The organism is Tenacibaculum xiamenense (assembly GCF_964513065.1).
GTDB lineage: Bacteria > Bacteroidota > Bacteroidia > Flavobacteriales > Flavobacteriaceae > Polaribacter > Polaribacter xiamenense.
In genome coordinates this window covers 1-26697 of sequence record NZ_CAZEQU010000010.1, presented here as the reverse complement: position 1 = coordinate 26697, position 26697 = coordinate 1, and the positions used below count along the sequence as shown (strand labels likewise).

Genomic DNA, 26697 nt, shown 5'->3' with positions numbered 1-26697 from the left:
CCAGCATTATTAAAAGATTGAGGGGGCCAAAAATCATTCTTTTAATAAAGGAGTTTTATTTAAGTAAGGGGATAAAAAAAATAAACATAATGAATATATGAGGGGGATAGTTAAGTTATGCACTTTTCTATTATTAATGTGTTCTCAGATTGGTTTTTCTCAATCTGTTAGTTTGCAGGATGGTTTTATTACACCTGCACCATTGGGAACCGTTGAGAATTCAGGAGAAGGAATAGCAAGTTTTAAAATTCAGGAAACCTCAGGGGCAAATGTTGATGCATTCGTATTTGGAGGTCAGCCTAACGTTACAGTAACTATTGACTTAGGAGATTATATCGCATTAAAAAATGATGATATTTCTCTAATTACTGGAACGTCTAACGATGTGGACGTGTTGTCGTTATTTGATGTTACCTATGCATCAGGTACGAGAATTCTAAAATTTACCCAAAAAGCAGATCTTCCTGCTGATCTATTTGAAGAAATTAGTTTTCCAATTATTGTTACCCAAAACTCTTCTCAAGGAGAAAGTAGAAACGGGTTTAACGGTAATATTGCGGCATTAGGAACAACTACTAATGCATCAGGAAATACTAGCTTCTTTACCTATACATCAGGAGCTTCTTTAGATGCTATTAAGTCTGTCGTAAATTTACCATCGGATTTTTCTGTAGGTACTGTAATCAATTATGAAATAGAGGTTACAAATTCAGGAAATGAAGAAATAACTAATATTGAAGTAACTGACCCAGGAGCAACAATTACATCTGGGAATCCTATTGCGAGTTTATCTCCAGGAGAATCGGCAACTGTTACAGCAAGTTATACATTAACTCAGGCAGATATTGATAACGGTACTTATAGTAATACAGCTACCGTAACAGGAGATAGTCCTTTTGGAACAGATGATGTAGTATCAACATCAGATGCGGGAACCGATGAAAACGGAAATGAGATTACTGATCCATTAACTGTTGACGGTCCAGATGCGGATACTGATCCTACAAATGATTCAACTGATATCGATTTATCTAGTGGGCAAAATCCAAGTATGACCTTAATTAAGAGTGTTACTTCTAGTGGTCCATATACTGCGGGTTCTATGTTAACTTATGAATTAGTAGTAACAAATACAGGTACGGTTACTTTAAGTAATATTGAAGTGGCTGATCCAGGAGCAACAATTACATCTGGAAATCCAATAGCTAGTTTAGCACCAGGAGCATCGGCTACAGTAATGGCGAGTTATACATTAACTCAAACAGATATTGATAGTGGTAGCTACAGCAACTCTGCTACAGCAACTGGAGATAGTACTACAGGAACAGATGATGTTACTGAAGAATCGGATGCAGGAACGGATGAAAATGGAAATGAAATTACTGATCCATTAACCGTTGATGGTCCAGATGCTGATACAGATCCAACAAACGATGATACTGTTACTAACTTATCAGGTTCTATGACATTGATAAAGAGTGTAACTTCATCAGGACCATATGACGTTGGTAGTACCATAACATATGAGTTAGTAGTTACCAATACGGGTTCTGTAACAATTACAAATATTGAAGTAACTGATCCAGGAGCAACAATTACGTCTGGAAATCCAATTGCTAGCTTAGCAGCGGGAGAATCAGCTACAGTAACAGCGAGCTATACATTGACGCAAGCTGATATTGATACTGGAAGCTATAGTAATACGGCTACGGCTACAGGAGATGTTTCAGGAGGAACAGATAATGTAGGAGTAACATCAGATGCAGGAACGGATGAGAATGGAAATGAAATTACTGACCCATTAACTGTTGATGGTCCAGATGCTGATACAGATCCAACAAACGATGCAACGAATCTTAATCTTACTGAAGGGAATGACCCTAGTATGACTATGATAAAAAGTGTAACATCTAATGGTCCTTATACAGCTGGTTCAACGTTAACTTATGAGTTAGTAGTTACCAATACGGGAGGTGTTACATTGACGAATATTGAGGTAACCGATCCAGGAGCAACAATTACATCTGGAAATCCAATAGCGAGTTTAGCTGTAGGAGAATCAGCTACCGTAACAGCGAGCTATACATTAACTCAGTCGGATATTGATAATGGTAGTTATAGCAACTCTGCAATAGCAACAGGTGACAGTCCTAGCGGAACTGATGATGTAACTGTAGAGTCAGATGCAGGAACGGATGAGAATGGAAATGAGATTACAGATCCATTAACTGTTGATGGTCCAGATGCTGATACGGATCCAACAAATGATGATACAGTGATTAACTTATCTGGATCAATGACTATGATTAAGAGTGTGACCTCAAGTGGTCCATACTCAGTTGGTGATACAATTACATATGAGTTGGTAGTAACAAATACTGGAGCTACAACAATTACAAATATTGAAGTAACTGATTCAGGAGCAACAATTACATCAGGAAATCCAATTGCTAGTTTAGCACCAGGAACATCTGCTACAGTAATGGCAAGTTATACAATTACCCAATCAGATCTTGATAATGGTAATTATACAAATACAGCTACAGCAACTGGAGATGTTTCAGGAGGAACTGATAACGTTGGTGTGACATCAGATGCAGGAACAGATGAAAATGGAGACGAAATTACGGATCCATTAACCGTTGATGGTCCAGATGCTGATACAGATCCAACGAATGATGCTACGGATATTGATTTAACAGAAGGTCAAACTTCAAGTATGACTTTAATAAAGAGTGTAACTTCTAGTGGACCATATTCGGCTGGATCAACAATTACATATGAGTTAGTAGTAACTAATACAGGTACATTAACCTTAAGTAATATTGAAGTAACAGATCCGGGAGCTACAATTATTTCTGGAAACCCAATAGCTAGTTTGGTACCAGGAGCGTCAGCAACAGTAACTGCGGCTTATACATTAACCCAATCAGATCTTGATAATGGAAGTTATAGTAACTCGGCAACAGCAACTGGAGATAGTACTACTGGAACCGATGATGTGACGGTAGAGTCTGATGCTGGAACTGATGAAAATGGAGATGAAATTTCTGATCCATTAAATGTTGATGGTCCAGATACAGATACAGATCCAACAAATGATGATACTGTATTAAACCTATCTGGTTCAATGACTTTGATCAAGAGTGTAACTTCTACTGGTCCTTATGAGGAAGCAGGAGATGTATTAACTTATGAATTAGTTGTTACAAACACTGGAACAGTAACGTTAACAAATATTGAGGTAACAGACCCAGGAGCAACAATCACGTCAGGAAACCCTATTGCTAGTTTAGAACCAGGAGCTTCTGCAACTGTATTTGCTAGCTATACGTTAACTGAGTCAGATATTGCAAGTGGAACCTATAGCAACTCAGCAACCGCAACAGGTGATAGCCCAAGTGGAACTGATGATGTAACGGTAGGTTCAGATGCCGGAACTGACGAAGATGGAAATCCAATTTCAGATCCATTGAATGTTGATGGTCCAGATGCTGATACAGATCCAACAAATGATGCTACAGATATTAATTTAGATAGTGGTTCTGGAAACAATTCAAGTATGACCTTAATTAAGAGTGTAACTTCAATTGGTCCTTACGATGTTGGTTCAATGATTACTTATGAGTTAGTTGTTACAAATACAGGACAGACTACACTTTCTAATATTGAAGTAACTGATTTAGGAGCAACGATTACTTCTGGAAACCCAATAGCTAGTTTAGCGCCAGGAGAATCTGCTACAGTAACGGCTCAATATGCGGTAACACAGTTGAATCTTGATAATGGAAGTTATAGCAATATTGCAACAGCTACAGGAGATAGCCCAGATGGAACGGATGATGTAAGTGTGACTTCTGATGCTGGAACAGATGAGTTTGGAAATACAATAACAGATCCTTTAACGGTTGATGGCCCAGATATTGGTAATGATCCAACAGATGATGCCACTTACCTAATTTTAAATACTTGTTTACATATTTATAACGAGTTTAGTCCAAATGGAGATGGTGTTAATGAGTACTTTAAAATCGATTGTATTACAAATTACCCAAATAACACAGTTGAAATATTTAACAGATGGGGTAACCTTGTATTTAGAGTTGAAGGATATAATAATAATACAATTTCATTCACAGGAAAATCCCAAGGTAGAGCAAATGTAAGAGTTGATGAAGAGTTACCAACAGGAACATATTTTTATATGATCGATTTAGGTAACGGAAGTGATGTGTTAAAAGGGTGGCTATATCTTAACCGATAGTCTACCTAGGTATAAAATTTTTCAAATAGAGTGAAAACATGAAGAGAATAATAAGAATATATTTTTTTCTTACAGTAATAGGTCTTGTTGAGTTAACAGCTCAACAGGATCCTCATTACACCCAATATATGTTCAATACAATGAGTGTGAACCCTGCTTATGCTGGTTCACGAGGCCATGCAGTGATTACTGCCCTTGGTAGAGCTCAGTGGGTAGGCTTTAACGGCGCTCCAGATACCCAAAATTTAAGTTTTGATACACCTTTAGGTTATTCAGGGCTAGGGCTGGGGATAAATTTATTAAATGATAAAATAGGGCCATCAGATGAATTTTATTTCGATGCAAATGGTTCTTATAGTATAGAAACTGGACATCAAGGAAACTTATCGTTCGGATTAAGATTAGGTGGTAGAATTTTAAATATTGACTGGTCTAAAGGTCAAGTTGATGAAAATGAACCAATTTTTGCTAATAACATTAGTGGTAGGTTTTTACCAACTGTTGGAGCAGGAGTTTATTACCATGAACCAAAATGGTATGTTGGTTTATCTGTACCTAATTTCTTAAAATCTGAACATTACGATGGAAACCTTCAGTCGCTTCAAACGACAGCAGTAGAAAGAATGCACTTCTACTTTATTGGAGGTTATGTATTTGATTTAACAGAGAGCATTAAGTTAAAACCTGCAACATTGTTAAAAGCGGTAGCAGGAGCTCCTGTTTCGTTGGATATTTCTGCGACGGTAATGTTTAATGAAAAATTTAGAACAGGTATTGCATGGAGATGGGATGATTCCATCAGTGTATTATTAGGATTTCAAGTTAGTGATTCTTTCTTGATAGGGTATGCGTACGACCTTACAACAACAAATTATAATGTCACAAACTCTGGAACGCATGAGGTGATGATACGTTATGATATTTTTAAAGAGTTAAAGTATAGGTCTCCGAGATTTTTCTAATTAAACTAGTCATGAGAATAAAATTACATTTAAAAAAGTTACTTATTCTTTGCATGTGTATTAGTATTAATTCTTACGCGCAAAGTAAAAGAGTAGCAGATAGATATTTCGAAGAGTTTTCTTACGTACGTTCAGCTGAATTGTACAAAGATATTTACAATGAAAAAGGTGATGACTCAAAGCATGTGCTTTCGAGACTAGCCGATTCGTATTATAATAATGCCGATGTGAAAGAGGCTGAAGTTTGGTATAGTAAACTGGTAGAGAAATATAAAGGAGAATTGTCTGATGCGTATTTGTTTAAATATGCACAGGTGTTGAGAAGTACAGGAAAGTACAAAAAATCAGATTCGATATTAAAATCATTAAAATCGTTACCTGAAAGTATTGTAAAAAGCGGAATGGAAAGTTCAGAATATATTTTAGAACATTCTAAAATGAAAGAAGAACGAATTAGCGTAAGTAATTTGGCAATAAACTCTGAGTATTCAGATTATGGAGGGTTTATTTTGGATGGAAACGCTTATTTTACCTCATCTGCTTTGAATACAAATATGAAACAGAAAATATATGATTGGAACAATCAACCGTTCTTGAATATATATAAGGCGAAAACTAAAGTTCAACCTTTAGATTGGAGCAAAAAAGATACTGTTTTGGTATTGGATGAAGCTAAGATGATTAGCGCTCCTGTTACCACAGAATATCATGAAGGAAAACCTATTTTTACTAAGGATGGGAAAACCATGTATTTTACTAGAAATAACTTTGATGGTAAAAGAGTTAGAAAAGATAAAAAGAAGATAGTAAACCTTAAAGTTTTCAAGGCATCTTTGATTAATGGTGTTTGGACTAATGTTGTAGAACTTCCTTTTAATAGTGATGACTACTCAGTAGGACATCCAGTTTTAAGTTCTGATGAGAAAGCTTTATATTTTACCTCTGATATGCCTGGAGGTTTTGGTATGACTGATTTATACATGGTAGAAATTTATGCTGAAGATAACTATGGAGTTCCTAAAAATTTAGGAGATAGAATCAATACCAGAGGAAGAGAAGAATTTCCATTTGTAGGAAAGGACGGGACTTTGTATTTTTCATCTGATGGGCATACTGGTTTAGGGTTATTGGATATTTTTCAAACGAAATTAGGCGATAATGTAGAGGACGAAAAAGTGATCAATTTAGGAGAACCATTGAATAGTAATAGAGATGACTTTGCCTTTTTTATCAATGATGAAGGTAAATATGGTTTTTTCTCTTCAAACAGAGATAACGGTAAAGGAAGCGATGATATTTATAGTTTCTTTATTTATTCTGTACCACCACCTTGTACTAATGGAATAAGTGGTCATGTTGTTGATTCAAAAACGGATTCAAAGGTTTCTTATGCAACAGTATCATTATTAAATGAAAAAGGTGAAATAATAGAAGAAGTATTATCTGATTCAGAAGGAATGTACAGTTTAGAGAAAGTACCATGTGATTCTAAATACTCAATAAGTGCTAAAAAGTTTGACTATGAGCCTTCAAAAAGAAATATTGAGTTATCTTCTAAAGAAATTAGTAACTTTGATATGACTCTTGATAAGTTGATTGTAGGTGATCGTATTGATTTAAAACCAATTTATTTTGATCTAGACAAATATGATATTCGTGATGATGCAAAGTATGAACTTGAGAAGCTTTACAGAATAATGGCAAATCATCCTGAATTAGTAATTAGAATAGAATCGCATACTGATAGTTGGGGTAAAGCGGCCTATAACTTGAGACTTTCTCAAAATAGAGCAGCTTCTACAAGAGAATATCTTATTGAAAGAGGTATAGACAGAGCAAGAATAGTAAGTGCACAAGGGTTTGGAGAATCTAAGCTCTTAAATGACTGTAATGATGCAAATCAGAGAAAGTGTTCAAAAGAAGAACATCAGTTAAATAGAAGATCTTATTTCATTATTGTTCAAGGTAAGGAGGCCATGGAAGAAAGGGCTGAAAAGGAAAGATTGAAAGCAATGAAAGAAATTCAAGATCGAAGAGCTAAAATTAAGAAACTAAGAGAGAATAAATAATTCTCAGTAACAATTATAACTTGGGTCAATAGAGCCCCCATTATGTTTGAAAGTCGTTTGTTTTGTTTATCAAACGACTTTCTTAATTTATAATGGTTATGTTATAGGTCGCTATTCTTTTTTCTGAATTTCAACTGCGTGTGGGTAAGGAATTTCAATACCTGCCTTGTCTAATGCGATTTTTACGTTTTCGGTAGTTTCAAAATAAACATCCCAATAATGTGCAACATCAACCCATGGTCTAACTGCAAAGTTAACTGAGCTATCCGCAAGCTCTGAGACATTTACTGTAGGAGCAGGATCTGATAATACTTTATCATTAGAAGTCAATACTTCCATTAGTATCTCTTTTGTTTGCTTAATGTCGGCATCGTAAGAAACCCCAAAGGTTAAATCAATACGAAGCTTTCCTTCTTTGGTATAGTTAATTATATTTCCGTTAGATAAAGCTCCATTTGGAATAATAGCCAGTTTATTATCTGGAGTGTTAACATGAGTAGTAAATATTTGAATTTCCTTCACAACACCTGTAACACCTTGAGCTTCTATAAGGTCTCCAGTTTTAAAAGGCTTAAAGATCATTATCAAAGTTCCGCCTGCAAAATTTGATAACGAACCTTGTAGAGCCAAACCAATGGCTAAACCAGCGGCACCAATAATGGCAGCAAACGATGTTGTGGCTACACCAAGTTTTGAAATTACTGTTACAAATAATAAAGCTTTTAAAGCCCATCCCAATAAGTCGCCTAGAAATTTCTGTAAAGTAATATCAACATTTTGTTTCTGCATTACTTTCTTAACACCTTTAACAACTATTTTAATAAGAAATAATCCTACGAGTAAAATAGCTAAAGCTGTTACAACTTTCGGAGCGTAATCCATCAACAGTTCCTTTGTCTTTTCAATGTACTGTTCCATTTTTTTAATTATAATTTTTAAATAGTTAATATTGAATTGAAGTAGTAATGGTTTACCAAGCTAGTTTATAATATTAAAAGAATAATTGTGATAAGTGCTGGTACAGATTGAATATATAAAATCTTTTTTTTACCAGTTGAATAGGCTCCGTAAAGTCCCGCAACAAAAACACAGGCCGCAAAAAACAAAGCAACATCAGTTTTTTGTGAAATCAAAGCCCAAATAAAACCAGCGGCGAGAAAGCCGTTATACAATCCCTGATTAGCAGCTAAGGTTTTGGTGTCTTCAGCAAACTGTTCATCTCTAATACCAAAAGCTTTTCTTCCTTTTGGTTTCGTCCATAAGAACATTTCTAATATTAGTATGTAAATGTGTATAAGAGCTAAAATAGCTACGAAGGAGTTCTGGAGTAAATTCATACCATAAAAATATGCGATTTCTTAAGAAATCGCATAATAAATAAATGATATTTTACAATTAAACTACTTCAAAAGTAATTTTTAAGTTAACTCTAAATTCTGATACCTCATCGTCATTTACCACCACGCTTTGTGATTGAACAAATGCCGATTTGATGTTTTTAACGGATTTCGAGGCGTGTTTAATTGCTTTCTTTGTTGCATCTTCCCAGCTCTTGTCAGAGTTAGCTAAGATTTCGATAACTTTCATTACTGCCATGATTTTTTGTTTAAATGGTTGAATAACAGTAAATATAGTAAAATGGCATAAAGAATAGTTGAAAATCTAATGTTAAATTAATGTTACCAAAATGTTGCTTATGTGTAAAATAAGTGTTATGTTTGTAATAACAATGTTAATGATTAAAATGTTAGATATGAAAAAAATAATTGTTTTAGCTTGTATGTTATGCTTTGTTGCTGTGCAAGCTCAAGTAGAACCGAAATACGAAAAAGCAGGTGATTTAGTAAAAGCTACATATTTTTATAAAGACGGAACTGTAAAAGAGCAAGGTTTCTTTAAAAATAAAAAGCTTGAAGGAACTTGGATTACTTTCGATAAAAAAGGAAACAAAACCGCTATCGCTCATTACACCAACGGTAAAAAAACTGGAAAGTGGTTCATGTGGCATAAAGAAGGCTTAAGAGAAATTGACTATAAAGATCATACAATAGCAAGTGTTCAAACTTGGAGAGAAGAAACCAAGATTGCTATTAAGTAATATCTAATTAAATATATTTAAAAACCGAGTAAGTTAATTACCCGGTTTTTTTATTTTCTTCCAAAGTCGGCAGGAATTTCACCCCAAGCTTTTGTTTCCCATTTTAGAATAGGATTCTTAAAAGAGTTATTTTGAAGCCAGTTTTCAGCTCTTTTTATTAACTCTAAGAGCTCTTTATTAGAACTATCGAAGGTTACATTAGTTTTACATTTTTTTTGCTTAATCCAGCTCATAGCGATCTTTGAGTCCGAATAAATGGGGAGATTCTCCATTTTTTTACCTTTTAAGAAGGCAATTCCATGAACTAAAGCTAAAAATTCACCAATATTATTAGTCCCATTTTTAAAAGGCCCTTTTATGAATATTTGCTTCTTATTATGAGTTAAAACACCTCGATACTCCATAATACCAGGATTACCTGCACAGGCGGCGTCTACTGAAATACTTTGTAAAATGGGAGAGCCATACTTTTCCTTTTCAGCTTTTGTTAAGGTTTTTACCTTCGTATTAACTCCCTTATAGTCATTATAAGACCTTTTCAGAGCTTCTTCTGCCTCTTTTTTATCTACAAAAGATTTATACTGAGCTCCTTCAAAACCATCAATTTGTTTTTTACATTCTGCCCATGAGGTAAAAACACCTGTTTTTTTACCTCTCCAAACTACATAGTATTTCTTTTTTTTACTCATTATTTAAAATGACGTTTTCAATAACTTTAGGAAAATGTTCATACTCTAAAGTATGTACTTTACTAGCAATACTTTCAGGAGTGTCTTCGGGAGTTATCTCTGTTTTTGCCTGAAAAATAATAGCTCCTTCATCATAATTTTCATTCACATAATGTATGGTAATACCCGTTTCTTTCTCATTATTCTCTTTAACCGCTTTATGGACGTTCATTCCATACATTCCTTTCCCTCCATATTTTGGTAATAATGCAGGATGAATATTAATAATCTTGTTAGGAAAAGCATCGACAATTGCCGCTGGAATTCGCCATAAAAAACCAGCAAGAATTATGAAATCAGCCTCTACTAGTAAAAAATTTAGCACGGTTTCTTCCTTTGTAAAGCTCTCTTTGTCGAATAATGAAGCTTCAATATTCAAACGTTCACATCGATCAAAAACTTTTGCGTTCTTGTTGTTCGAAAGAACATGAGTTACTGAAATATCGTTCGAATTTTTAAAATAATTAATGATATTTTCGGCATTACTTCCTGAACCTGAAGCAAAAATCACTATACGTTTCATGTTTTTTTTGATTGTGTTGTTAGTGCAAAAAAAAGAATAATTATTAAGATTGAAGGGCTCTGAGACAAAAGATTCAAGTATTTTTTTTATTTTAGACATCACATTTTTGAGGAAAAATTAGAATTAAAACTTAAGATTTGTATTTTTGCCCCGATTTTAAATTTTAAAACTTATAAAATTATGTCAGACATTTCATCAAGAGTAAAAGCGATTATCGTTGACAAGTTAGGAGTAGACGATAGCGAGGTAACAAATGAAGCAAGCTTCACAAACGATTTAGGAGCTGACTCATTAGATACTGTTGAGTTAATAATGGAATTCGAAAAAGAATTTGATATTCAAATTCCAGATGATCAAGCTGAAAACATTGCTACCGTTGGACAAGCGATTAGCTATATTGAAGGCACTAAATAATAAGAAGCAAAAAATAAGAATTATATGCAATTAAAGCGAGTTGTAGTAACTGGACTTGGCGCATTAACGCCTATAGGAAACAATAAAAATGAGTATTGGAATAGCTTGGTTAACGGAGTTAGCGGAGCAGCACCTATAACATATTTTGATGCTGCCAAGTTCAAGACTCGTTTTGCATGTGAACTTAAAGACTTCAATGTAAACGACTTCATCCATAGAAAAGAGTCGCGTAGAATGGATAGATTCACGCAATATGCTATGGTCGCTTCTGATGAGGCAATCGCTGATGCAAAGCTTAACTTAGATGAGGTTAACAAATTAAGAGTGGGTGTAATATGGGGTGCAGGAATTGGTGGTTTAGAAACTTTCCAAGATGAAGTTCTAAATTACTCTAAGGGAGATGGTACTCCTAAATTCAACCCATTTTTTATCCCAAAAATGATTGCTGATATTGCTCCAGGAAACATCTCTATTAAGAATGGCTTCATGGGACCAAATTATACAACAGTATCAGCGTGTGCATCATCGGCTAATGCAATGATTGATGCATTAAATTACATCAGACTAGGTCACTGTGACGTAGTAGTAACTGGTGGTAGTGAGGCAGCGGTTACAATTGCTGGTATGGGAGGATTCAATGCAATGCATGCTTTATCAACTAGAAATGATAGTCCAGAAAGCGCATCAAGACCTTTTGATGCGGAACGTGATGGATTTGTTTTAGGAGAAGGAGCAGGTGCAATTGTACTTGAAGAATATGAACATGCTAAAGCAAGAGGTGCTAAAATATATGCTGAGGTAGTAGGAGGAGGATTGTCTTCTGACGCTCACCATATGACAGCTCCACATCCAGAAGGAGTAGGAGTTATAGCTGTTATGAAAAACTGTCTTGAAAATGCTGGATTAAAACCAGAAGACGTTGATCATATTAATACTCACGGAACTTCAACTCCATTAGGAGATGTGGCAGAGTTAAAAGCGATCTCTGAAGTATTCGGAGAGCATGCCAAAACAATTAATATAAATTCTACAAAGTCAATGACTGGTCACTTGTTAGGTGCAGCAGGAGCAATTGAAGCAATAGCTTCAATACTTGCCATGGAACACGGAATTGTTCCACCAACAATTAATCACTCTACGGTTGACGAGAATATTAATCCAGACCTTAACTTAACACTTAATAAGGCTCAAAAGAGAGAGATAAAAGTGGCCATGAGTAATACTTTTGGTTTTGGAGGTCATAATGCTTGTGTTGCTTTCAAAAAACTAGATTAAATTTATATGAATTTCCTTCGTAGAATAGTTAAGCCCCAGAATAAAGAGGATGAAAACTTTTACTACGAACTAAAGGAGCTATTAAATTTTAAGCCTATAAAATTAACGCATTATAAAAAGGCGTTTACACATAGATCCTTAAAGTTAATTGATAGTAAAGGAAATCCTATTAACTACGAACGATTGGAGTTTTTAGGAGATGCCATTTTGGGTTCAGTAATAGCCTCTTATTTATATAAGAAGGTTCCTGAAGGAGATGAAGGATATTTAACACAAATGAGATCTAAAGTTGTTAGCCGTGAGCATTTGAACGCTCTTGGGAAGGACTTAGATCTCTTAAAATTTGTAAAAAGCAATATTGTCAACAATCAGATAAGTGAGAATATTCATGGAAATATTTTTGAAGCCTTAATAGGGGCTATTTACCTGGATAGAGGATATAATTACTGTCATCAGTTTATTTATGAACAGGTAATTTTACCTTATGTGGATATTGAACGATTAGAAGGTAAGATTTCGAGTTATAAAGGTTTCATTATTGAATGGTGTCAAAAGAATAAGAAGAAGTATAAATTCGACTCTTATGAAGATACTGGTAATCAAGATAAGAAGCATTTTAGTGTTCGTGTAAGCATTGATGGAGTTATGGTAGCCAAGGGAAGAGCTACATCAAAGAAGAAAGCAGAAGAGATTGCAGCGAAAAGAGTTTATTTCGCAATGCAGGATAAAATGTCCAATTCTTAACGTTATTCTCGAAAACCTTTTCGTTATTTTCATATTAAATTTTAACGACATTCATTAACTTAGCAAAAAACTTAACGTTGTTTATGACGATTTATGAGTTAGACTTTAATGATTTTTCATCTTGTGAGTATTCGTTAGTAGCAATACATACAACTTTAGGGGATTACAAGTTAGCTTATCTATTAAACCGACAGTTAAGTTGTACATTTAAAAAGAGTAATTTTAATTTAGACAAGAATAATAAAAATGATGTGAAAGCATCATTTTCTGTATATGAGTATTCCAATGCAGAATATGATTTCTTTCTGATTAACAATACTTTTAAGAATAAATCAACTACCAATGGAGTAAGTTTATTTACGGAAAGTTATACGGTAGATTACTTAGTTCCGGAAAAGAAAAAAGTTGATTATTTTATTAAAATAGAAGGGGACGTTAATTCAGATTATTTATCGGACTTGGTGGTAAAATTGAAAGAACTACCTCAAGTGTTAACGTCATACGAAATAGATATAGACTCATTAAAATCTAAGGATTTTTTAATTTTTTAGCATATGCCACATAATAAAAAGACGAAAATAGTTGCCACACTAGGACCTGCCACAAGTACCAAAGAAGTTTTGGAAAGAATGGCAGAAGAAGGGGTAAATGTTTTTAGAATTAATTTTTCACATGCCGATTATGACATCGTGAAAGAACGTGTTCAACAAATTAGAGAAATAAATGAAGAGAGAGGGTTCAATGTTGCAATTTTGGCTGACTTACAAGGTCCAAAATTACGCGTTGGAGTTATGGAAGATGGTGTTGTGCTAAAGGAAGGTGATACGTTCGTGTTTACAACAGAAGAGTGTAAGGGAAGTAAAGAAAAAGCTTTTATGACCTATCAAAACTTTCCTAAAGATGTAAAAGCAGGAGAGAATATTTTGGTAGATGATGGAAAGTTAATGTTTGAAGTTGTTTCTACAGACAAAGATAAAAATGTAGTGACTAAAGTAGTTGTAGGAGGTCCTTTAAAATCGAAAAAAGGAGTAAATCTACCGAATACTGATATTTCACTTCCTGCATTAACAGAGAAAGATAAAAAGGATGTTGTTTTTGCATTAGAGCAAGAAGTTGATTGGGTAGCGCTTTCTTTCGTGAGAACGCCTGAAGATTTAAGAATGTTGAGAGATTTAATTAAGCAGAAATCTCGCTACAGAGTACCTGTAATTGCAAAAATAGAAAAACCAGAGGCCGTTGAAAATATTGATGCCTTAATCCCTTATTGTGACGGATTAATGGTAGCTAGAGGTGATTTAGGTGTTGAAGTACCTATGCAAGATGTGCCTTTAATTCAGAAGAGTTTAGTTCAAAGAGCAAAACAAGCTAGAATTCCAGTTATTATTGCTACACAAATGATGGAGACGATGATAGAGAATTCGGTACCAACTAGAGCCGAAGTAAATGATGTAGCGAACTCTATTATGGATGGAGCAGATGCAGTGATGCTTTCGGGAGAAACTTCAGTAGGGAAACACCCAGTTAGAGTAATTAAGAAGATGACTGAGATTATTGGAAGTGTTGAGTTTTCAGATCTTATTAAAGTACCTCAAGAAGCACCACATATTAGAACAAATCGTTTCATAACTAAATCGGTTTGCCATCACGCAGCGTTAATGGCTGATGATATTAAAGCTTCTGCAATATCTACTTTAACAAATAGTGGATATACTGCCTTTCAAATATCGGCATGGAGACCAAAGGCACATGTTTTAGCGTTTTCTTCTGAAAAAAGAATCTTAGGTAAGTTAAATTTACTTTGGGGTGTAAGAGCATATTATTACGATAGAGAGCTAAGTACTGATGATACTGTTGAAGATATAAATGAAATATCTAAAGAAAAAGGATATGTAAAAACAGGAGATTTTATTATAAATCTTTCTTCAATGCCAGTTGAAGCAAAAGGTATGGTAAATACCTTAAGAGTTTCACAAATAGACTAAAAAGCAAAGACAATATATTTGCAAAACCTCTTCATTATTTTGAAGAGGTTTTTTAGTTTTTAAAAAAAATTGTTACTTTGTACTTTAAACTACAAGTTGTTATGAAGTTTTCAGTATTGTTTTATATAGCTGTGTTGTCTTTTATTATGTCGGACAGTACAAAAAGGAGGTATAGTGATGCCAATTTTACTTATGAATTTTCGATTACAAACAAGAGTTCAAAGGTGAAGTTGGAAAAAGATATTAAGCTTTATTGGTATGCTCTCGAGAGAATACAATCGACCTACTATGGTTTTAATGGTAAATTACTTAATGGTCATTATAGGAAAAGTTTGAATAATTCTAAAAGAAATATAGAAGAAGGGTCTTTTTTCTTTGGGATGAAAAATGGAGAATGGAAGGAATGGGATAACTCTGGTAATATACTCAGTATTACGAATTGGGAAAAAGGTCGGAAAGAAGGTGAGTTTGAGTTGTATGATGAAAACCAGGAAATTTTATCTAAAGGGAGTTTTAGAAGAGGGCAAAAGACGGGTGTTTGGATAAGTGTTAAGAATGGAGTTTTAATAAAAGCTAATTGGTCAAAGAATCTTTTAGACGGAACTTATAAAGAGTACGATAGTCAAGGTAATTTGCTTAGAAAGGGTAAGTACAAAAGAAATATGAAATCAGGAATATGGATTGATTATTTAAAAAAGACTAGGAAGAGATACAATAAAGACACTATAGTAGAGGAACATGTTGAAACGTTTTGGGATACTTTCAGAGAAAAGAAAAGTTAGTGCGAAATCATTACCCTATGTGATAATTACGTTATTATTGGTTGGAATTGTTTTGTCTTCAATAGTTTTAATGGTAAGCTATTTCTATAAAATAACCAATGAACTTGAAAGTCAAGATTCACTAATTGATAATGCGAAATCTATACGTAATTTTTGTAGTTCTAATTTTGGAAATGAAAATATTTTTCAAAGCACTTTCGGTGAACTTGATGGGATGAAGAATGTTGTTGTAAGGAAAAGTAAATGGGGTCTAATCGATAAAGTTCATTTTAAGACTTGGGTAAAAAATGATACACTCAAAGAAACATTATTTTTAGGAGAAAGAAGAAGTAAAAACATATCATTATATATTCCAAATAATAGTAAACAATTAAAGTTAGGAGGGAAAACAATCATAGAGGGAGACGCCTATTTTCCAATGAGTACTTTTGGAGAATTATATATCCCACAAAAAATAAATGATATAACTATTAAAGGGGAGATAAATAAATCTTCAGATCATTTACCTAAAGTTGAAGATTTTTTTATTGAAAAAAATGTTGAACCTATTGATCTGTTTGATTTTAACATGGAGTACTCTAACAGTTTTTTTTCTCCAACTAAAAAAATCAGTATTGAAAAAGGTGTATTAGAAAATATAAAGATTAATGGTAATGTTATCATAGAATCACAGCAAAAACTTATAATTAAAAGAAGTGCAAAATTAAGAGATGTAATTATTATTGCGCCAGAAGTTCTTATTGAAGGTGGTTTTACTGGAAATATTCAATTATTGGCAACTAAGAGTATAAAATTAGAAGAAAATGTTATGTTGGAATTTCCCTCTGTTTTGTATTTAAAAGGTAAGAAAGAAGGAGAAATTCTTATAGAAGATAAAAGCTTGGTTTTAGGAGCTGTTGTTGCAGTTTCTGATCAAAATAAAGTTGAGGTAACCATAAATAAAAATACCAAAATAATGGGAGACATATTTTGTATGGGGAATTTAATGGTTCATGGACAAATGTATGGAGAAGTTATGGCAAATGATTTATGCTTTAGAACTAATGAGTCGGAGTATGAAAATGCAGCATTAGATTTACAAATATTTAATTTACCTTCCTTTGCTTGTCACTTAAACCTATTTGAGAAAAAGAAAAGTACTTATAAAGTTATAAAATGTATAAAGTAAAGGCATCATCCTTAGCGGAAAGTATTCTCTCTTTGGCTTTGGTTTCTATAGCGATTGTTATTTCCATGATGATGTTTTCAAATTTGTTTGGTTCGTTTCATAGTAGAGTTGTTGAAATAGAAGTAATTGCTAGAATCGATTCGATAAAAATTGAGGTTGAACAAAATCCAGCTATTTATTTGGGTAGAAAAGAGTTTAGTTTTAATAATACGGTTATTGTAACTAACTTGAAAGAGAAGAGCCAAGAGTTGTTGTTACTGAATATTGTTGCAGATTATAATGGAAAGGAAATTTTAGATAAAAAATATCTAATCATAAATGAAAAAGAATAAACTAAAAGGATATACAATACTTGAATTATTAATTACAATGGTTATCACAAGTATTATAGTAAGTATTTTATATGTGCTTTTTTCGATGCTATCTCAGAGATATTTAGCTTTTAATAAAAATGAAATTGAAGTTACAGAAGTGTCGATGTTCAAAAACACTCTTAAAAGAGATGTTTATAAATCAGATTATTTAATATTGAACTTTAACGAACTCAAATGTATAAGAAATAACCAAACTCTAATTTATAGTTTTGGAGATTCATACATAACAAGAAGGTTGAAGAAAAGTAGTGTTATAGATACTTTTGAAATTAAAGTGAAAAAAACAACCCCTTCTTTTATTGATTATGATAAATTAAAGGTGCTTAAAAAACTTTCACTTAGGTTAGATTTCTTAGGAAGAGATTTGGGATTACATTTTTCAAAAGAGTATTCATCGGATATATTAACTAATCTATACTTTGCTAATGGAAATTGATGTAAAACATTACAGAAGAAAAAAAGTAAATAAGCCCAAAAAGAATCAAGGGCTTAGTTTTTCCTTAGATTTTAAGGTTAATGATAAGTTGAAGATGATAATGTATAGAGAGTTAAAGGTTATGCTAAAGTCTGGAGTAACTTTGGAAGAAGCTTTTACATTATTAATTTCGCAATACAAGAATAAAAAATTAGTTTCAGGTCTTAAAAAAATCAAAGAGGAATTGTTGAAAGGGAAAACTTTAGTTTTCGCCATGAATCAGGTAAAGTTTTTTACCCCATTTGAAATTAATAGCTTATCCATAGGAGAACAAACTAAAACATTACCCAAGGTACTTGAGGAGTTAGAGCTTTATTTTGAGAAAAAGAACAAATTAAAGAGCCAAATTAAAACTGTGTTAACCTATCCTGCTTTTGTAATAGCAATAACCATTGGTGTACTTGTATTTATGTTAAGAAATGTAGTGCCAATGTTTCAGAAAGTATTTAGGCAATTTAATAGCGATTTACCTGAATTAACAAAGAAAATTATATATATATCCGATAATTTTTCATTTTTCCTGCTATTAATAGTCGTTTTTTTGGTAATTACTTTTTTATTCTACTTCAAATTTAAAGACACAAATAGATTCAGAAGTATAACGTCTCGTGTTATTTTAAAAATCCCATTTATAGGGTCTATGGTAAAATCTATTTATTTATCAAGGTTTTGCAATGCTCTGGCACTACTGCTTGGAGCCAATGTGTCTATAGTAGAGTCGTTAACCTTTATAAAAGAAATGATAACTTTTTACCCTATTGAATCATCCATTGATAATATAAAGAAAGACATTGTTAAGGGGAGGAGTTTGACCGATAGTTTAAAAAAACATACCTTTTTTGATAATAGGATGGTTTCTATGATAAAAATTTCAGAAGAAGTTAATGAATTAGAGGATATGTTCAACTATTTGGCATCTCTTTATTCTGAAGAGGTAGAAACCAAATCTAAAAGAATTGGAGTTATTATTGAACCAGTAATAATAATAGTAATAGGAAGTTTAGTTGGGGTTATTTTAATAGCCATGTATCTCCCAATGTTTGATTTAAGTAAAATATTAAATTCAAATTAATTTCTATATTTGCAAATAAATAGCTTATGAAGCCTTAAATTTTAATGAATATGAAAAAAGAAAACAAAAAATACGTAAAAGCCTATTCACTTAGTGAAATTCTTGTTGTTCTGGCTATTATTGGAATTATAATACTGCTAGTAATGCCAAATCAAACGTCAGTTGTATCTCAAGCCAAATCATTGGAAGCGCAAAATATGTTAGCACATCTACATGGCTTACAAAAGAATTATTTTTATAGATATTCCAAATACACTTCAAACTTAGATGATATTGGTTTTGTTCAAGAAAAAACAATTGAAAGTAATGGTCAGGCAGTTTATGTAATAACAATTCAAGAAGCATCGAATTCAGGTTTCATAGCAAGAGCTAGGGCATTGGCAGATTTTGATGGAGATGGCGTCTTTAATGAATGGCAAATTGATCAAGACAGAAATTTAAAAGAAGTTGTAAAAGACTAATAAAATGCTTTTATTACTAAATGTATTATTAGTTCTTTTTTTAGGGCTAATATTTTGGGAGGATTTTAAATTCAGATTGGTTAATATCTTTTATTTTGGAGCAGTAGTCATAACTGGTTTTGTCATATTTATTCTTAAAAATGGAATTTTTAAGAATCTAGCTTTTAGCTTTGTTTTTCTTTTGATAAACCTTCTATGTATTAAAGCTTATTTAATTATTAAAGAAAAGGATTTTGCAGGTAATTTTTTAAAAATCAATAATTTGGCGGAAGGAGATATACTTTTTTTTCTGGTAATTATCCCCCTCTTTAGTTTTTATAATTATGTGCTTTTTTTTATTACTGGGTTATTAATTTCTCTTATAATTCATCTTTTCGTAAAGTTTAGAATAGATAAAAGAGAAACAATTCCATTAGCTGGATATATGGCTTTCTATCTAGTAATATTGATCTTATTTACTCAGGTTTCGGGAAGAAGCTTATATGTTAATATAATATTTTAGTGCTATGGAAAATATTTTAACTAAAGAACTAGCTTGGTATTACAGAGTTGTACCAATAAGTGAAAACGATGAAAGTATTGAGTTACTTATTGACGAGGCAAAGTTCAAAGATGAGTTAAAGGTTGAACTTGAAATAATTTTTGGAAAGGAAGTAATTCTTAGAAAGGTAAGTTCATTCGAAGCCGAAAGAGAGCTAACTCAAAGGTTTCGAAATACCGATAATAATGAGAAAAAAGAAAGAAAGAAAGAAGTACAGTCAGATTTATTGGGTGAAATTATTGAAGAGGCCATTTCTTTAAAAAGTAGTGATATTCATTTCGAAATTTATGAAGACTATACAAGAGTTAGGTATCGTTTAGATGGAGTTTTAATACAAAAAAGAACTATTGAAAAAGAAATATATCTTGAGTTTGTTAATATTATCAAAATTAAGTCGAACCTTGATATTACAGAGAAGAGATTGCCTCAGGATGGAAGAACTAAGCTAGGTGGCTATGATATAAGGGTTTCAGTAATACCCACGCAATTTGGAGAGAAAATAGTGATGAGGGTTCTAGGTAAGAGTGCGGATTCCTTAGATTTAAACATGCTGGGTTTTGAGGAAGATGAACTAAAAAGTTATCTGGAAGCAGTAAAAAAAAGCAATGGAATTGTTTTAATTAGTGGACCAACAGGTTCTGGTAAAACAACTACACTTTACGCTACGCTTAAAATGTTGAATAGTGTAGAAAAGAATATAATGACCATTGAGGACCCAATAGAATACGTTTTGAATGGAGTAAATCAAATGCAATTAAATGAAGATATCGGACTTACCTTTTCAAGTGCATTAAGATCTTTTCTAAGGCAAGATCCTGATATTATAATGCTTGGTGAAATAAGAGATAAAGAGACTTCTTCAATGGCAATTAGAGCGTCTTTAACAGGGCATTTAGTCTTATCAACAATTCATACGAACTCTGCTTTGGGAACAATTTCGAGGTTAGTAGATATGGGTATTTCACCATTTTTGTTATCCGAAACAATAAATGTAACACTTGCTCAAAGGCTAGTAAGAAAATTATGTAGTTGTAAAAAGAAAGTGAAGTTTAATAAAAGTGATTTTCCAAGCACTTATAGTTCTTTAGAAGTGACAGAATCATATTTTAAGGAAGTTGGCTGTAAAGAATGCCACTACACTGGTTATAGTGGTAGAAGAGCTATTTATGAAATTGTAATTGTAGATAATGACTTAGCAAATGAAATTAGTAAGGAAACTAATAATTTCAGTAGAATTTTGAAAAAGAGAAATATAAAAACATTAGCTGATAAAGCTTTTGATTTGGTGATGAAAGGAGAAACTACTCCTAGTGAAGTATATCCAATTTTAATTAATGCTATTTAAAAAGAAATGAAAAAAATATTAAGTTTTGTAATATTCTGTTTCGTGTTTAATCTAATGATTGGACAGGAATCAGGAAATATAAATGAAAAACTAGAGAAATTATCTCTTACCGAAAAAGGGTTGAATAATTTGGTTCAAATTAACGTATCGCAAATTTCCTTATATGACTTTATAACTGCATTAAGCAATGACCATCAGTTAAATGTAAGTGTTGATAAATCTTTGAATCAAAGAATAATAAATAATTTCCACGATGTTAAAGTCAAAGATGTTTTTTCTTTTCTCGTTAGAAAATATAACTTAGATGTACAGATTCTTGGTAAAATTATAGTTGTAGAAAAAAGGAAGAAAGAAGTAAAAAAAACACTTCAAAAGAAAATAGACATATCGTATAAAAAAAATGAAAAACTTCTTTCATTAAATTTAAACAGAGATTCTCTTTTTACAGTTGCTAGATTAATTACGAACAAAACAAAAGAAAATATTGTCTTAAGCCCAGAAATTAAAAATGAAATTGTTAGTGCTTTTGTGATGGATAAGGAAATCGATTTTGCTTTAGAAATGATAGCGAAATCAAATAATCTTCATATCGCAAAAAATAAAGAAGGCTATTACTTCATTACCAAGAAGCCTAAGGAAATTAAACCTGCTGTTAAAAAGAGAGGAAAGGTAGTAAACCTGCAAAGGGCAACAGACAATTTGTTAATAGAAACGAATTCCGATGGAACGGTTAATATATTAGCTAATGAAGTTTCAATAATTGATGTCATTTATAACTTATCAAAGGAAATGAAAAAAAGCTATTTTTTATATTCTAATTTAAATGGCGGAGACAGGGCATCATTTTCTATTAAAAATGCATCTTATAAAGATGTACTGGAGCATATTTTAAAAGGAACTAAGTTTACGTTTAAAAAAGAAGGAGATTATTTTTTAATTGGAAACAAAACGACTGAGGGAATGAGGATGACAGAGGTTATTAAAATGAAAAATAGAACAATTGAAAATGTTTTAAAATCGATACCTCAAAGAATAGTTTCTGAGTTAGAAGTGAAGGAGTTTATTGAATTAAATGCTCTAGTAGTTACTGGACATTTTTCGGCGATATCAGAATTGAGAGCATTCTTAACTCAAATTGATAAAAGTGTACCAGTGGTTCAAATTGAAGTTATTATTTTTCAGTATGAAAAATCACATGACATACAGACAGGGTTAAAAGCTGGGTTTGATAAAAATCAACAGACATCAAATTTGGCAAGTGCATTCCCTACTACTGATGTTCACTTAAACTCAAATAATATTAATAAAATCATTGATGCATTTAATGGATTTGGAATAGTAAATTTAGGAAAAGTACCTTCTAGTTTTTTTATGCAGTTAAAGGCGTTAGAAAACAATGCTATAATAGATTTAGAATCAACCCCTAAAGTGGCAACTCTTAACGGGCATGAAGCATCTTTAAAAATTGGGGCTACAGACTACTATTTCGAACAGACGAATCAATTATTAAACGGAAACAATAATAATAATGATAATATATTACAGTCAGGAAGATGGAAACCAACAGAAGCTAACTTAAGCTTGAAAATAAAGCCATTCGTATCTCAAGATGAAAGTGTAACTTTAGAAGTTAGAGTAGAAAAGAGTTCTTTTACAGGAAGGGTAGGAGAAACAGCTCCACCAAGTAAAAGTACGCAGCAGTTCGAATCATTCATCAGAGTAAAAAATGGAGATATGATTTTATTAGGAGGTTTGGATGAAGCAGAGAAGAGTAACTCAGGAACAGGAACACCTTTTTTATCTCGTATTCCAATTATCAAATGGTTCTTTAGTGGAAGGAAGAAGAAAAAGGCGAAGAAGAAATTACACATGTTTATAAAACCAACTGTATTTTATCAATAATGGAGTTTTTTAAACATATTCAAGAGTTAGTTGTAGTTAACATTTTGCTCGGATCAGAACTTAAGTTTATATGCTCTTCAGTAAAAAAAGTAGGAGATAAAATAAGGGTTATTGATGAAGTCTTGGTTTCTGGGAAGATTCATGGAGTAATTGAGGTTTCAAGAAAGAAGAGTGTTATATTATTATTTAATGGAGATAAAGTTCTTTATACTGGAAATGGAGATTTGTTTCGGTCAACATTAAATTCGTTTTATACGAGTAAATATTCTAGTAGTGACGATAGAGAGTTTCTCGCTCTTGCGAGAAAAGAGGAGGTAGATAAAATTGTGAAAAATTTCTTAGATAATGGACTTTTTATAATTGATATTCAAATTGGAAGTTTCAGTATTGGGCTTTTTTACAAAAAGAGTTTTTTTGATAAAGAGTTTAAAACAAGTTATTTATCCCTGGTTTTTGATGATGAGGACTGTGTTAAGGTTGAGAAAATATCAGATTCGTTGGTTAGAACTGATCTTGATGAAAAAAAAGAAATCAACATAGCGCTTTCATCGGTTTATAATCATTACTATCCTTCGGATAAATTGATAAGTAATTATGAAAACTCGATAATATTTGAAAATAAAACAGAAAGTGTTCATAAGTCTGAACTTCTATTTTATGGTAAGATAGCCCTCATCGTAATATTTATAATAATTTTTTTGAGTTTTGTAGTCACTAAGTTTTTTGCTAGTCAAAACGAAAAAATAGAGTCGAGATTGAATTATTTAATTCAGGAAGAAAACCTTCTTAATAAGTTAAATAAAGAAAAGACTAAAAAAGAGGAAATATTAAGGATTTCAGGTTTTTTGAACTCAGACGGAGTTAGCTATTGGACAAATGAGATAGTAAAAGATATTCCTAGAAGTGTAGTATTATCAGAACTTGAAGTATTTACTATAAAACAGAAAATAAAGAAAAATAAGAAAATTGATATTAATGGGAATTTAATTGTTGTTAAGGGAAGTTCTTTTGATGAAAATGGATTTAATGACTGGATAAAAGTATTGACTCAAAAAGAGAAAATATTTAAAATTGATATAATCAACTATACACAGAGAAAGGACCAAGAAGTGAAGTTTGAATTAAATATTCAGTTGAATAGATGATGGAAGATAAGTTTACATACAAGCAAAAGAAAATAGGAGTTTTTGTGCTTTTTTTTCTTGTTTTACTTCTAGGATATAAAAGGGTTATTAAAAATACTATCAGTGAAGGAAATAGGTATTTGAAGAATAAAAACATAAAGAAAAATGAAGAGGGAATTCGACAATCGATATTAAGTGTTCAAAATGAGATTTACAATCTAGATAACTATTTAGGAGAAGAAAACTTCAAAGAACATATGATTCAACAGGAAATATTAGAATTTATTACGTCAAAAGAATCAAGGAATAATATAATGGTAACTGATATAAAACCAACTCATTCATATTTTGTAGGAAATTATTCTATAATATCAAATTCGTTTACTCTTAAAGGAACGTATAATTCATTGATAGATTTAATCTATCAGATTGAAAAGGATTTTAGAAAATCAAAACTGAATAATGTAAAATTTTTTAAGAAAAGAAATTATAAATTAAAAAACGAAGAGTTGTTTGTGGAGTTATTATTCCAAAACTTTAAGCATGATGAATAAGAGTTTAACAAATAAAGTGTTAGTTTTTATTGTTGTCCTTGTTTGGGCTTTGGTAATATATAAATATTGGTTTAAAGGTTCTTCAGAAAATCAATTTGTTAGAGATTATACCAAACACAATTCCATTGTCAGCAGCCCGAGGAAAATAAAAGAAGTTTCTATAATTCCATTAAATAGAGACCCGTTTTTGAACCAAAATATGTTCAAAAAAGAAAGAAAAGAAAAAGTTGCTAAGCCCAATGTTGTTAAAGAGAAAAATATAACAAAGAAAATTATTAATGATGTTTGGCCAAGTATTAAATATTTAGGTTTTTTGCAAAAAGAAAATAGTGGAAAAAAGATTTTACTTTTAGTAAATGGTAAGTTTAAAAAAGTTGGAAAAAATGAAAGAATATTAAATGATATTAAAATTAAGAAAGTATTTAAAGATTCAATAATAATTGAAGGAAAAAAGAAAATAAAAACAATAAAAAAAGGAAGTTAAAATGGAACATATTAAAAGAAATAGTTGGAGTATAATAAATAGTGTTATACTTATTGGTTTAGCCATAATGTTTTTTATAGCTAGTAATAATAAGGAAAGGGTTGTTTATATTGATAATGTAAAGTTGTATAATGAATTTAATATGACTAAGGAGTTGGGAGATATAAATGAGAAAAAATACAAGCCATTTTTAGTCAAATTTGATAGTATAGTGAATAAGCTAAAGACGTTTGAGGAGAAACTAAACGGTCAAAAGAAAATATCTAAAAAAGAAGAGGAGGAGTATATAAAGCTAAAGAGATTGGTAGTTTCTGGAGATGCTGAAATTCAGGATTTAAGAACGCAGGTTAAAATGGAAATCAATAAGAAAGTTTGGGAACGTTTAAATACATATGTGAGGGAGTTTGGAAAAGAGCGTAATTACGATGTCGTTTTAGGAGCACAGGGTCAAGGTAATATTATGTATTCAAAAGAAGAGTTTAATGTGACGGATGAATTTATTGAGTATGCTAATTCAAAGTACGAAGGAAATTAATTTTTTATAAAGTGTAAAAAAATGAAGAAGATAATTTATTTATTTGTGATTTTAATAGTTGCTTGTAAAACAGAAAAACAGTCCAAAAGTGAAGATAATTCTGTGGGAAAGGGAGATGCTAATTCTAGTATTTCGGATTTTAAATTGTATGATGAAGATAATTTCAAAGACACTAAAAAGAGCTTTAATTTTTTAGGTGAGAGTTTTTCAGGGAGTAAAAAGACGGTTTTTATTAATAATATGTTTTATTCCGCTTCAATTTTACCAAAAGAGTACTATATCAAAAAGCACTTGAAAAAGACAGATTCTCTTGATAATTACTTAAATAAGTTGAAGAAGGAAGAGGTAGTCCAGTTTGATTTTCAGTATTATAAAGGAGACGATTTGTTTAAGAATAGGTCGGCGAAAGAAGTTGAAGAACTAGTGAAATATTTGTCGTTTAACATAAAGAATGATTTTTACGCTATTACAACCAAAGGTGATACCATTCCGGCTTCAGGAGTTCTTTTTGAAAGAACTTTTAAGGTAACACCTTATAAAAGATTATTATTGTATTTCAAGTTCCCTCAAGAACAAGAAAAAATGAAATTAGTATATTTTGGAAAAGTGTTTGATAATCAGATATTAAAGTTTTCACTTAAGAAATAATTGATTTTTTTTGAAATTGGTGTTTGCTATCAACTAATAAAATTCTAATTTTGTATAGAAATTAATTGCTAGGAGCCTACTTCTAAAATTGTAAAAAAAGAATATTAACAAATTGCTTAAAAACAGCTAATAATTTATTATGAAATTTTCTAAGACTAATAGAGCCACTAAGG

The 26697-nt window shown here is 31.8% G+C and carries 27 protein-coding genes; 22 read left to right on the top strand and 5 right to left on the bottom strand.

The annotated features are described in order from the left end of the window. Nucleotides 1–97 precede the first annotated feature (97 nt). The 3 genes from ACKTTV_RS02090 to ACKTTV_RS02080 are packed head-to-tail and all read left to right on the top strand — an operon-like array spanning nt 98 to nt 7295. On the top strand, nt 98–4264 hold the full coding sequence (locus ACKTTV_RS02090) for a DUF7507 domain-containing protein (protein ID WP_408029150.1): 4167 nt from the start codon (nt 98–100) through the stop codon (nt 4262–4264). 38 nt (nt 4265–4302) lie between these two features. Continuing rightward, on the top strand, nt 4303–5226 hold the full coding sequence (locus tag ACKTTV_RS02085; protein ID WP_408029149.1) for a PorP/SprF family type IX secretion system membrane protein: 924 nt from the start codon (nt 4303–4305) through the stop codon (nt 5224–5226). Nucleotides 5227–5237: 11 nt separating this feature from the next. Continuing rightward, entirely contained in the window at nt 5238–7295 is a 2058-nt protein-coding gene (locus ACKTTV_RS02080; RefSeq protein ID WP_408029148.1) for an OmpA family protein, read from the top strand. A gap of 111 nt (nt 7296–7406) precedes the next feature. Here ACKTTV_RS02080 and ACKTTV_RS02075 read toward each other — a convergent pair whose 3' ends face one another. The 3 genes from ACKTTV_RS02075 to ACKTTV_RS02065 all read right to left on the bottom strand — a co-directional run bounded on the left by ACKTTV_RS02075 (nt 7407) and on the right by ACKTTV_RS02065 (nt 8891). Further along, the gene (locus tag ACKTTV_RS02075; RefSeq protein ID WP_408029147.1) at nt 7407–8213 is read right to left on the bottom strand and encodes a mechanosensitive ion channel family protein; all 807 of its coding nucleotides are present in this window, start codon (nt 8211–8213) and stop codon (nt 7407–7409) included. Nucleotides 8214–8278: 65 nt separating this feature from the next. After that, entirely contained in the window at nt 8279–8632 is a 354-nt protein-coding gene (locus ACKTTV_RS02070; RefSeq protein WP_408029146.1) for a DUF1304 domain-containing protein, read from the bottom strand. Between the two features lie 58 nt (nt 8633–8690). After that, nucleotides 8691–8891 (bottom strand): dodecin family protein, encoded by a 201-nt coding sequence (locus ACKTTV_RS02065; RefSeq protein ID WP_408029145.1) that lies wholly within the window; start codon nt 8889–8891, stop codon nt 8691–8693. Between the two features lie 157 nt (nt 8892–9048). Here ACKTTV_RS02065 and ACKTTV_RS02060 point away from each other — a divergent pair, with 157 nt between their 5' ends. Further along, nucleotides 9049–9393, top strand: a complete 345-nt coding sequence (locus ACKTTV_RS02060; protein ID WP_408029144.1) for a toxin-antitoxin system YwqK family antitoxin — start codon at nt 9049–9051, stop codon at nt 9391–9393. 50 nt (nt 9394–9443) lie between these two features. Here the strand turns inward: ACKTTV_RS02060 and ACKTTV_RS02055 are convergent, their stop codons facing one another. Beyond that, complete coding sequence (locus ACKTTV_RS02055; RefSeq protein ID WP_408029143.1) at nt 9444–10082, bottom strand: ribonuclease H1 domain-containing protein; 639 nt, start codon at nt 10080–10082, stop codon at nt 9444–9446. Then, nucleotides 10075–10644 (bottom strand): phosphoribosylglycinamide formyltransferase, encoded by a 570-nt coding sequence (gene purN, locus ACKTTV_RS02050; RefSeq protein ID WP_408029142.1) that lies wholly within the window; start codon nt 10642–10644, stop codon nt 10075–10077. The genes ACKTTV_RS02055 and purN overlap by 8 nt, the downstream gene beginning before the upstream one ends. Nucleotides 10645–10824: 180 nt before the next feature. Here purN and ACKTTV_RS02045 point away from each other — a divergent pair, with 180 nt between their 5' ends. From ACKTTV_RS02045 to ACKTTV_RS01960, 18 genes are all read left to right on the top strand, one after another. Beyond that, nucleotides 10825–11058: an acyl carrier protein gene (locus ACKTTV_RS02045; RefSeq protein ID WP_093671694.1), complete on the top strand. Its 234-nt coding sequence runs from the start codon at nt 10825–10827 to the stop codon at nt 11056–11058. Nucleotides 11059–11082: 24 nt separating this feature from the next. Continuing rightward, on the top strand, nt 11083–12333 hold the full coding sequence (gene fabF / locus ACKTTV_RS02040; protein WP_408029141.1) for a beta-ketoacyl-ACP synthase II: 1251 nt from the start codon (nt 11083–11085) through the stop codon (nt 12331–12333). A 6-nt stretch (nt 12334–12339) separates the two neighbouring features. Beyond that, nucleotides 12340–13077 (top strand): ribonuclease III, encoded by a 738-nt coding sequence (rnc, locus tag ACKTTV_RS02035; RefSeq protein ID WP_408029140.1) that lies wholly within the window; start codon nt 12340–12342, stop codon nt 13075–13077. An 83-nt stretch (nt 13078–13160) separates the two neighbouring features. Further along, nucleotides 13161–13628 carry an IPExxxVDY family protein gene (locus ACKTTV_RS02030; RefSeq protein ID WP_408029139.1) on the top strand — a complete coding sequence of 156 codons (468 nt, stop codon included), beginning with the start codon at nt 13161–13163 and terminating at the stop codon, nt 13626–13628. A 3-nt stretch (nt 13629–13631) separates the two neighbouring features. After that, the gene (pyk, locus tag ACKTTV_RS02025) at nt 13632–15059 is read left to right on the top strand and encodes a pyruvate kinase (protein ID WP_408029138.1); all 1428 of its coding nucleotides are present in this window, start codon (nt 13632–13634) and stop codon (nt 15057–15059) included. Nucleotides 15060–15160: 101 nt separating this feature from the next. Further along, nucleotides 15161–15841: a toxin-antitoxin system YwqK family antitoxin gene (locus ACKTTV_RS02020; RefSeq protein ID WP_408029137.1), complete on the top strand. Its 681-nt coding sequence runs from the start codon at nt 15161–15163 to the stop codon at nt 15839–15841. Next, nucleotides 15798–17009, top strand: a complete 1212-nt coding sequence (locus ACKTTV_RS02015) for a hypothetical protein (RefSeq protein ID WP_408029136.1) — start codon at nt 15798–15800, stop codon at nt 17007–17009. The genes ACKTTV_RS02020 and ACKTTV_RS02015 overlap by 44 nt, the downstream gene beginning before the upstream one ends. Beyond that, the gene (locus tag ACKTTV_RS02010) at nt 16997–17341 is read left to right on the top strand and encodes a hypothetical protein (protein ID WP_408029135.1); all 345 of its coding nucleotides are present in this window, start codon (nt 16997–16999) and stop codon (nt 17339–17341) included. Before ACKTTV_RS02015 ends, ACKTTV_RS02010 begins: the two co-directional genes overlap by 13 nt. Next, nucleotides 17328–17819, top strand: coding sequence for a type II secretion system protein (locus tag ACKTTV_RS02005; protein ID WP_408029134.1), 492 nt, complete (start codon nt 17328–17330; stop codon nt 17817–17819). The genes ACKTTV_RS02010 and ACKTTV_RS02005 overlap by 14 nt, the downstream gene beginning before the upstream one ends. Further along, nucleotides 17809–18930 (top strand): type II secretion system F family protein, encoded by a 1122-nt coding sequence (locus ACKTTV_RS02000; RefSeq protein ID WP_408029133.1) that lies wholly within the window; start codon nt 17809–17811, stop codon nt 18928–18930. Before ACKTTV_RS02005 ends, ACKTTV_RS02000 begins: the two co-directional genes overlap by 11 nt. Nucleotides 18931–18980: 50 nt before the next feature. Beyond that, nucleotides 18981–19391 carry a prepilin-type N-terminal cleavage/methylation domain-containing protein gene (locus tag ACKTTV_RS01995; protein ID WP_408029132.1) on the top strand — a complete coding sequence of 137 codons (411 nt, stop codon included), beginning with the start codon at nt 18981–18983 and terminating at the stop codon, nt 19389–19391. 506 nt (nt 19392–19897) lie between these two features. Beyond that, nucleotides 19898–21277, top strand: coding sequence for a GspE/PulE family protein (locus tag ACKTTV_RS01990; RefSeq protein WP_408029131.1), 1380 nt, complete (start codon nt 19898–19900; stop codon nt 21275–21277). Between the two features lie 6 nt (nt 21278–21283). Continuing rightward, nucleotides 21284–23179: a type II and III secretion system protein gene (locus ACKTTV_RS01985; protein ID WP_408029130.1), complete on the top strand. Its 1896-nt coding sequence runs from the start codon at nt 21284–21286 to the stop codon at nt 23177–23179. Further along, nucleotides 23179–24324 carry a hypothetical protein gene (locus ACKTTV_RS01980; RefSeq protein ID WP_408029129.1) on the top strand — a complete coding sequence of 382 codons (1146 nt, stop codon included), beginning with the start codon at nt 23179–23181 and terminating at the stop codon, nt 24322–24324. The genes ACKTTV_RS01985 and ACKTTV_RS01980 overlap by 1 nt, the downstream gene beginning before the upstream one ends. Beyond that, a complete protein-coding gene (locus ACKTTV_RS01975) occupies nt 24321–24857 on the top strand; it encodes a hypothetical protein (protein ID WP_408029128.1) in 537 nt (178 codons plus the stop codon). Before ACKTTV_RS01980 ends, ACKTTV_RS01975 begins: the two co-directional genes overlap by 4 nt. Further along, complete coding sequence (locus tag ACKTTV_RS01970; RefSeq protein WP_408029127.1) at nt 24847–25341, top strand: hypothetical protein; 495 nt, start codon at nt 24847–24849, stop codon at nt 25339–25341. The genes ACKTTV_RS01975 and ACKTTV_RS01970 overlap by 11 nt, the downstream gene beginning before the upstream one ends. Before the next feature lies 1 nt (nt 25342). Continuing rightward, a complete protein-coding gene (locus tag ACKTTV_RS01965) occupies nt 25343–25876 on the top strand; it encodes an OmpH family outer membrane protein (RefSeq protein WP_408029126.1) in 534 nt (177 codons plus the stop codon). A gap of 21 nt (nt 25877–25897) precedes the next feature. After that, on the top strand, nt 25898–26524 hold the full coding sequence (locus tag ACKTTV_RS01960; RefSeq protein WP_408029125.1) for a hypothetical protein: 627 nt from the start codon (nt 25898–25900) through the stop codon (nt 26522–26524). Nucleotides 26525–26697: the final 173 nt, after the last annotated feature.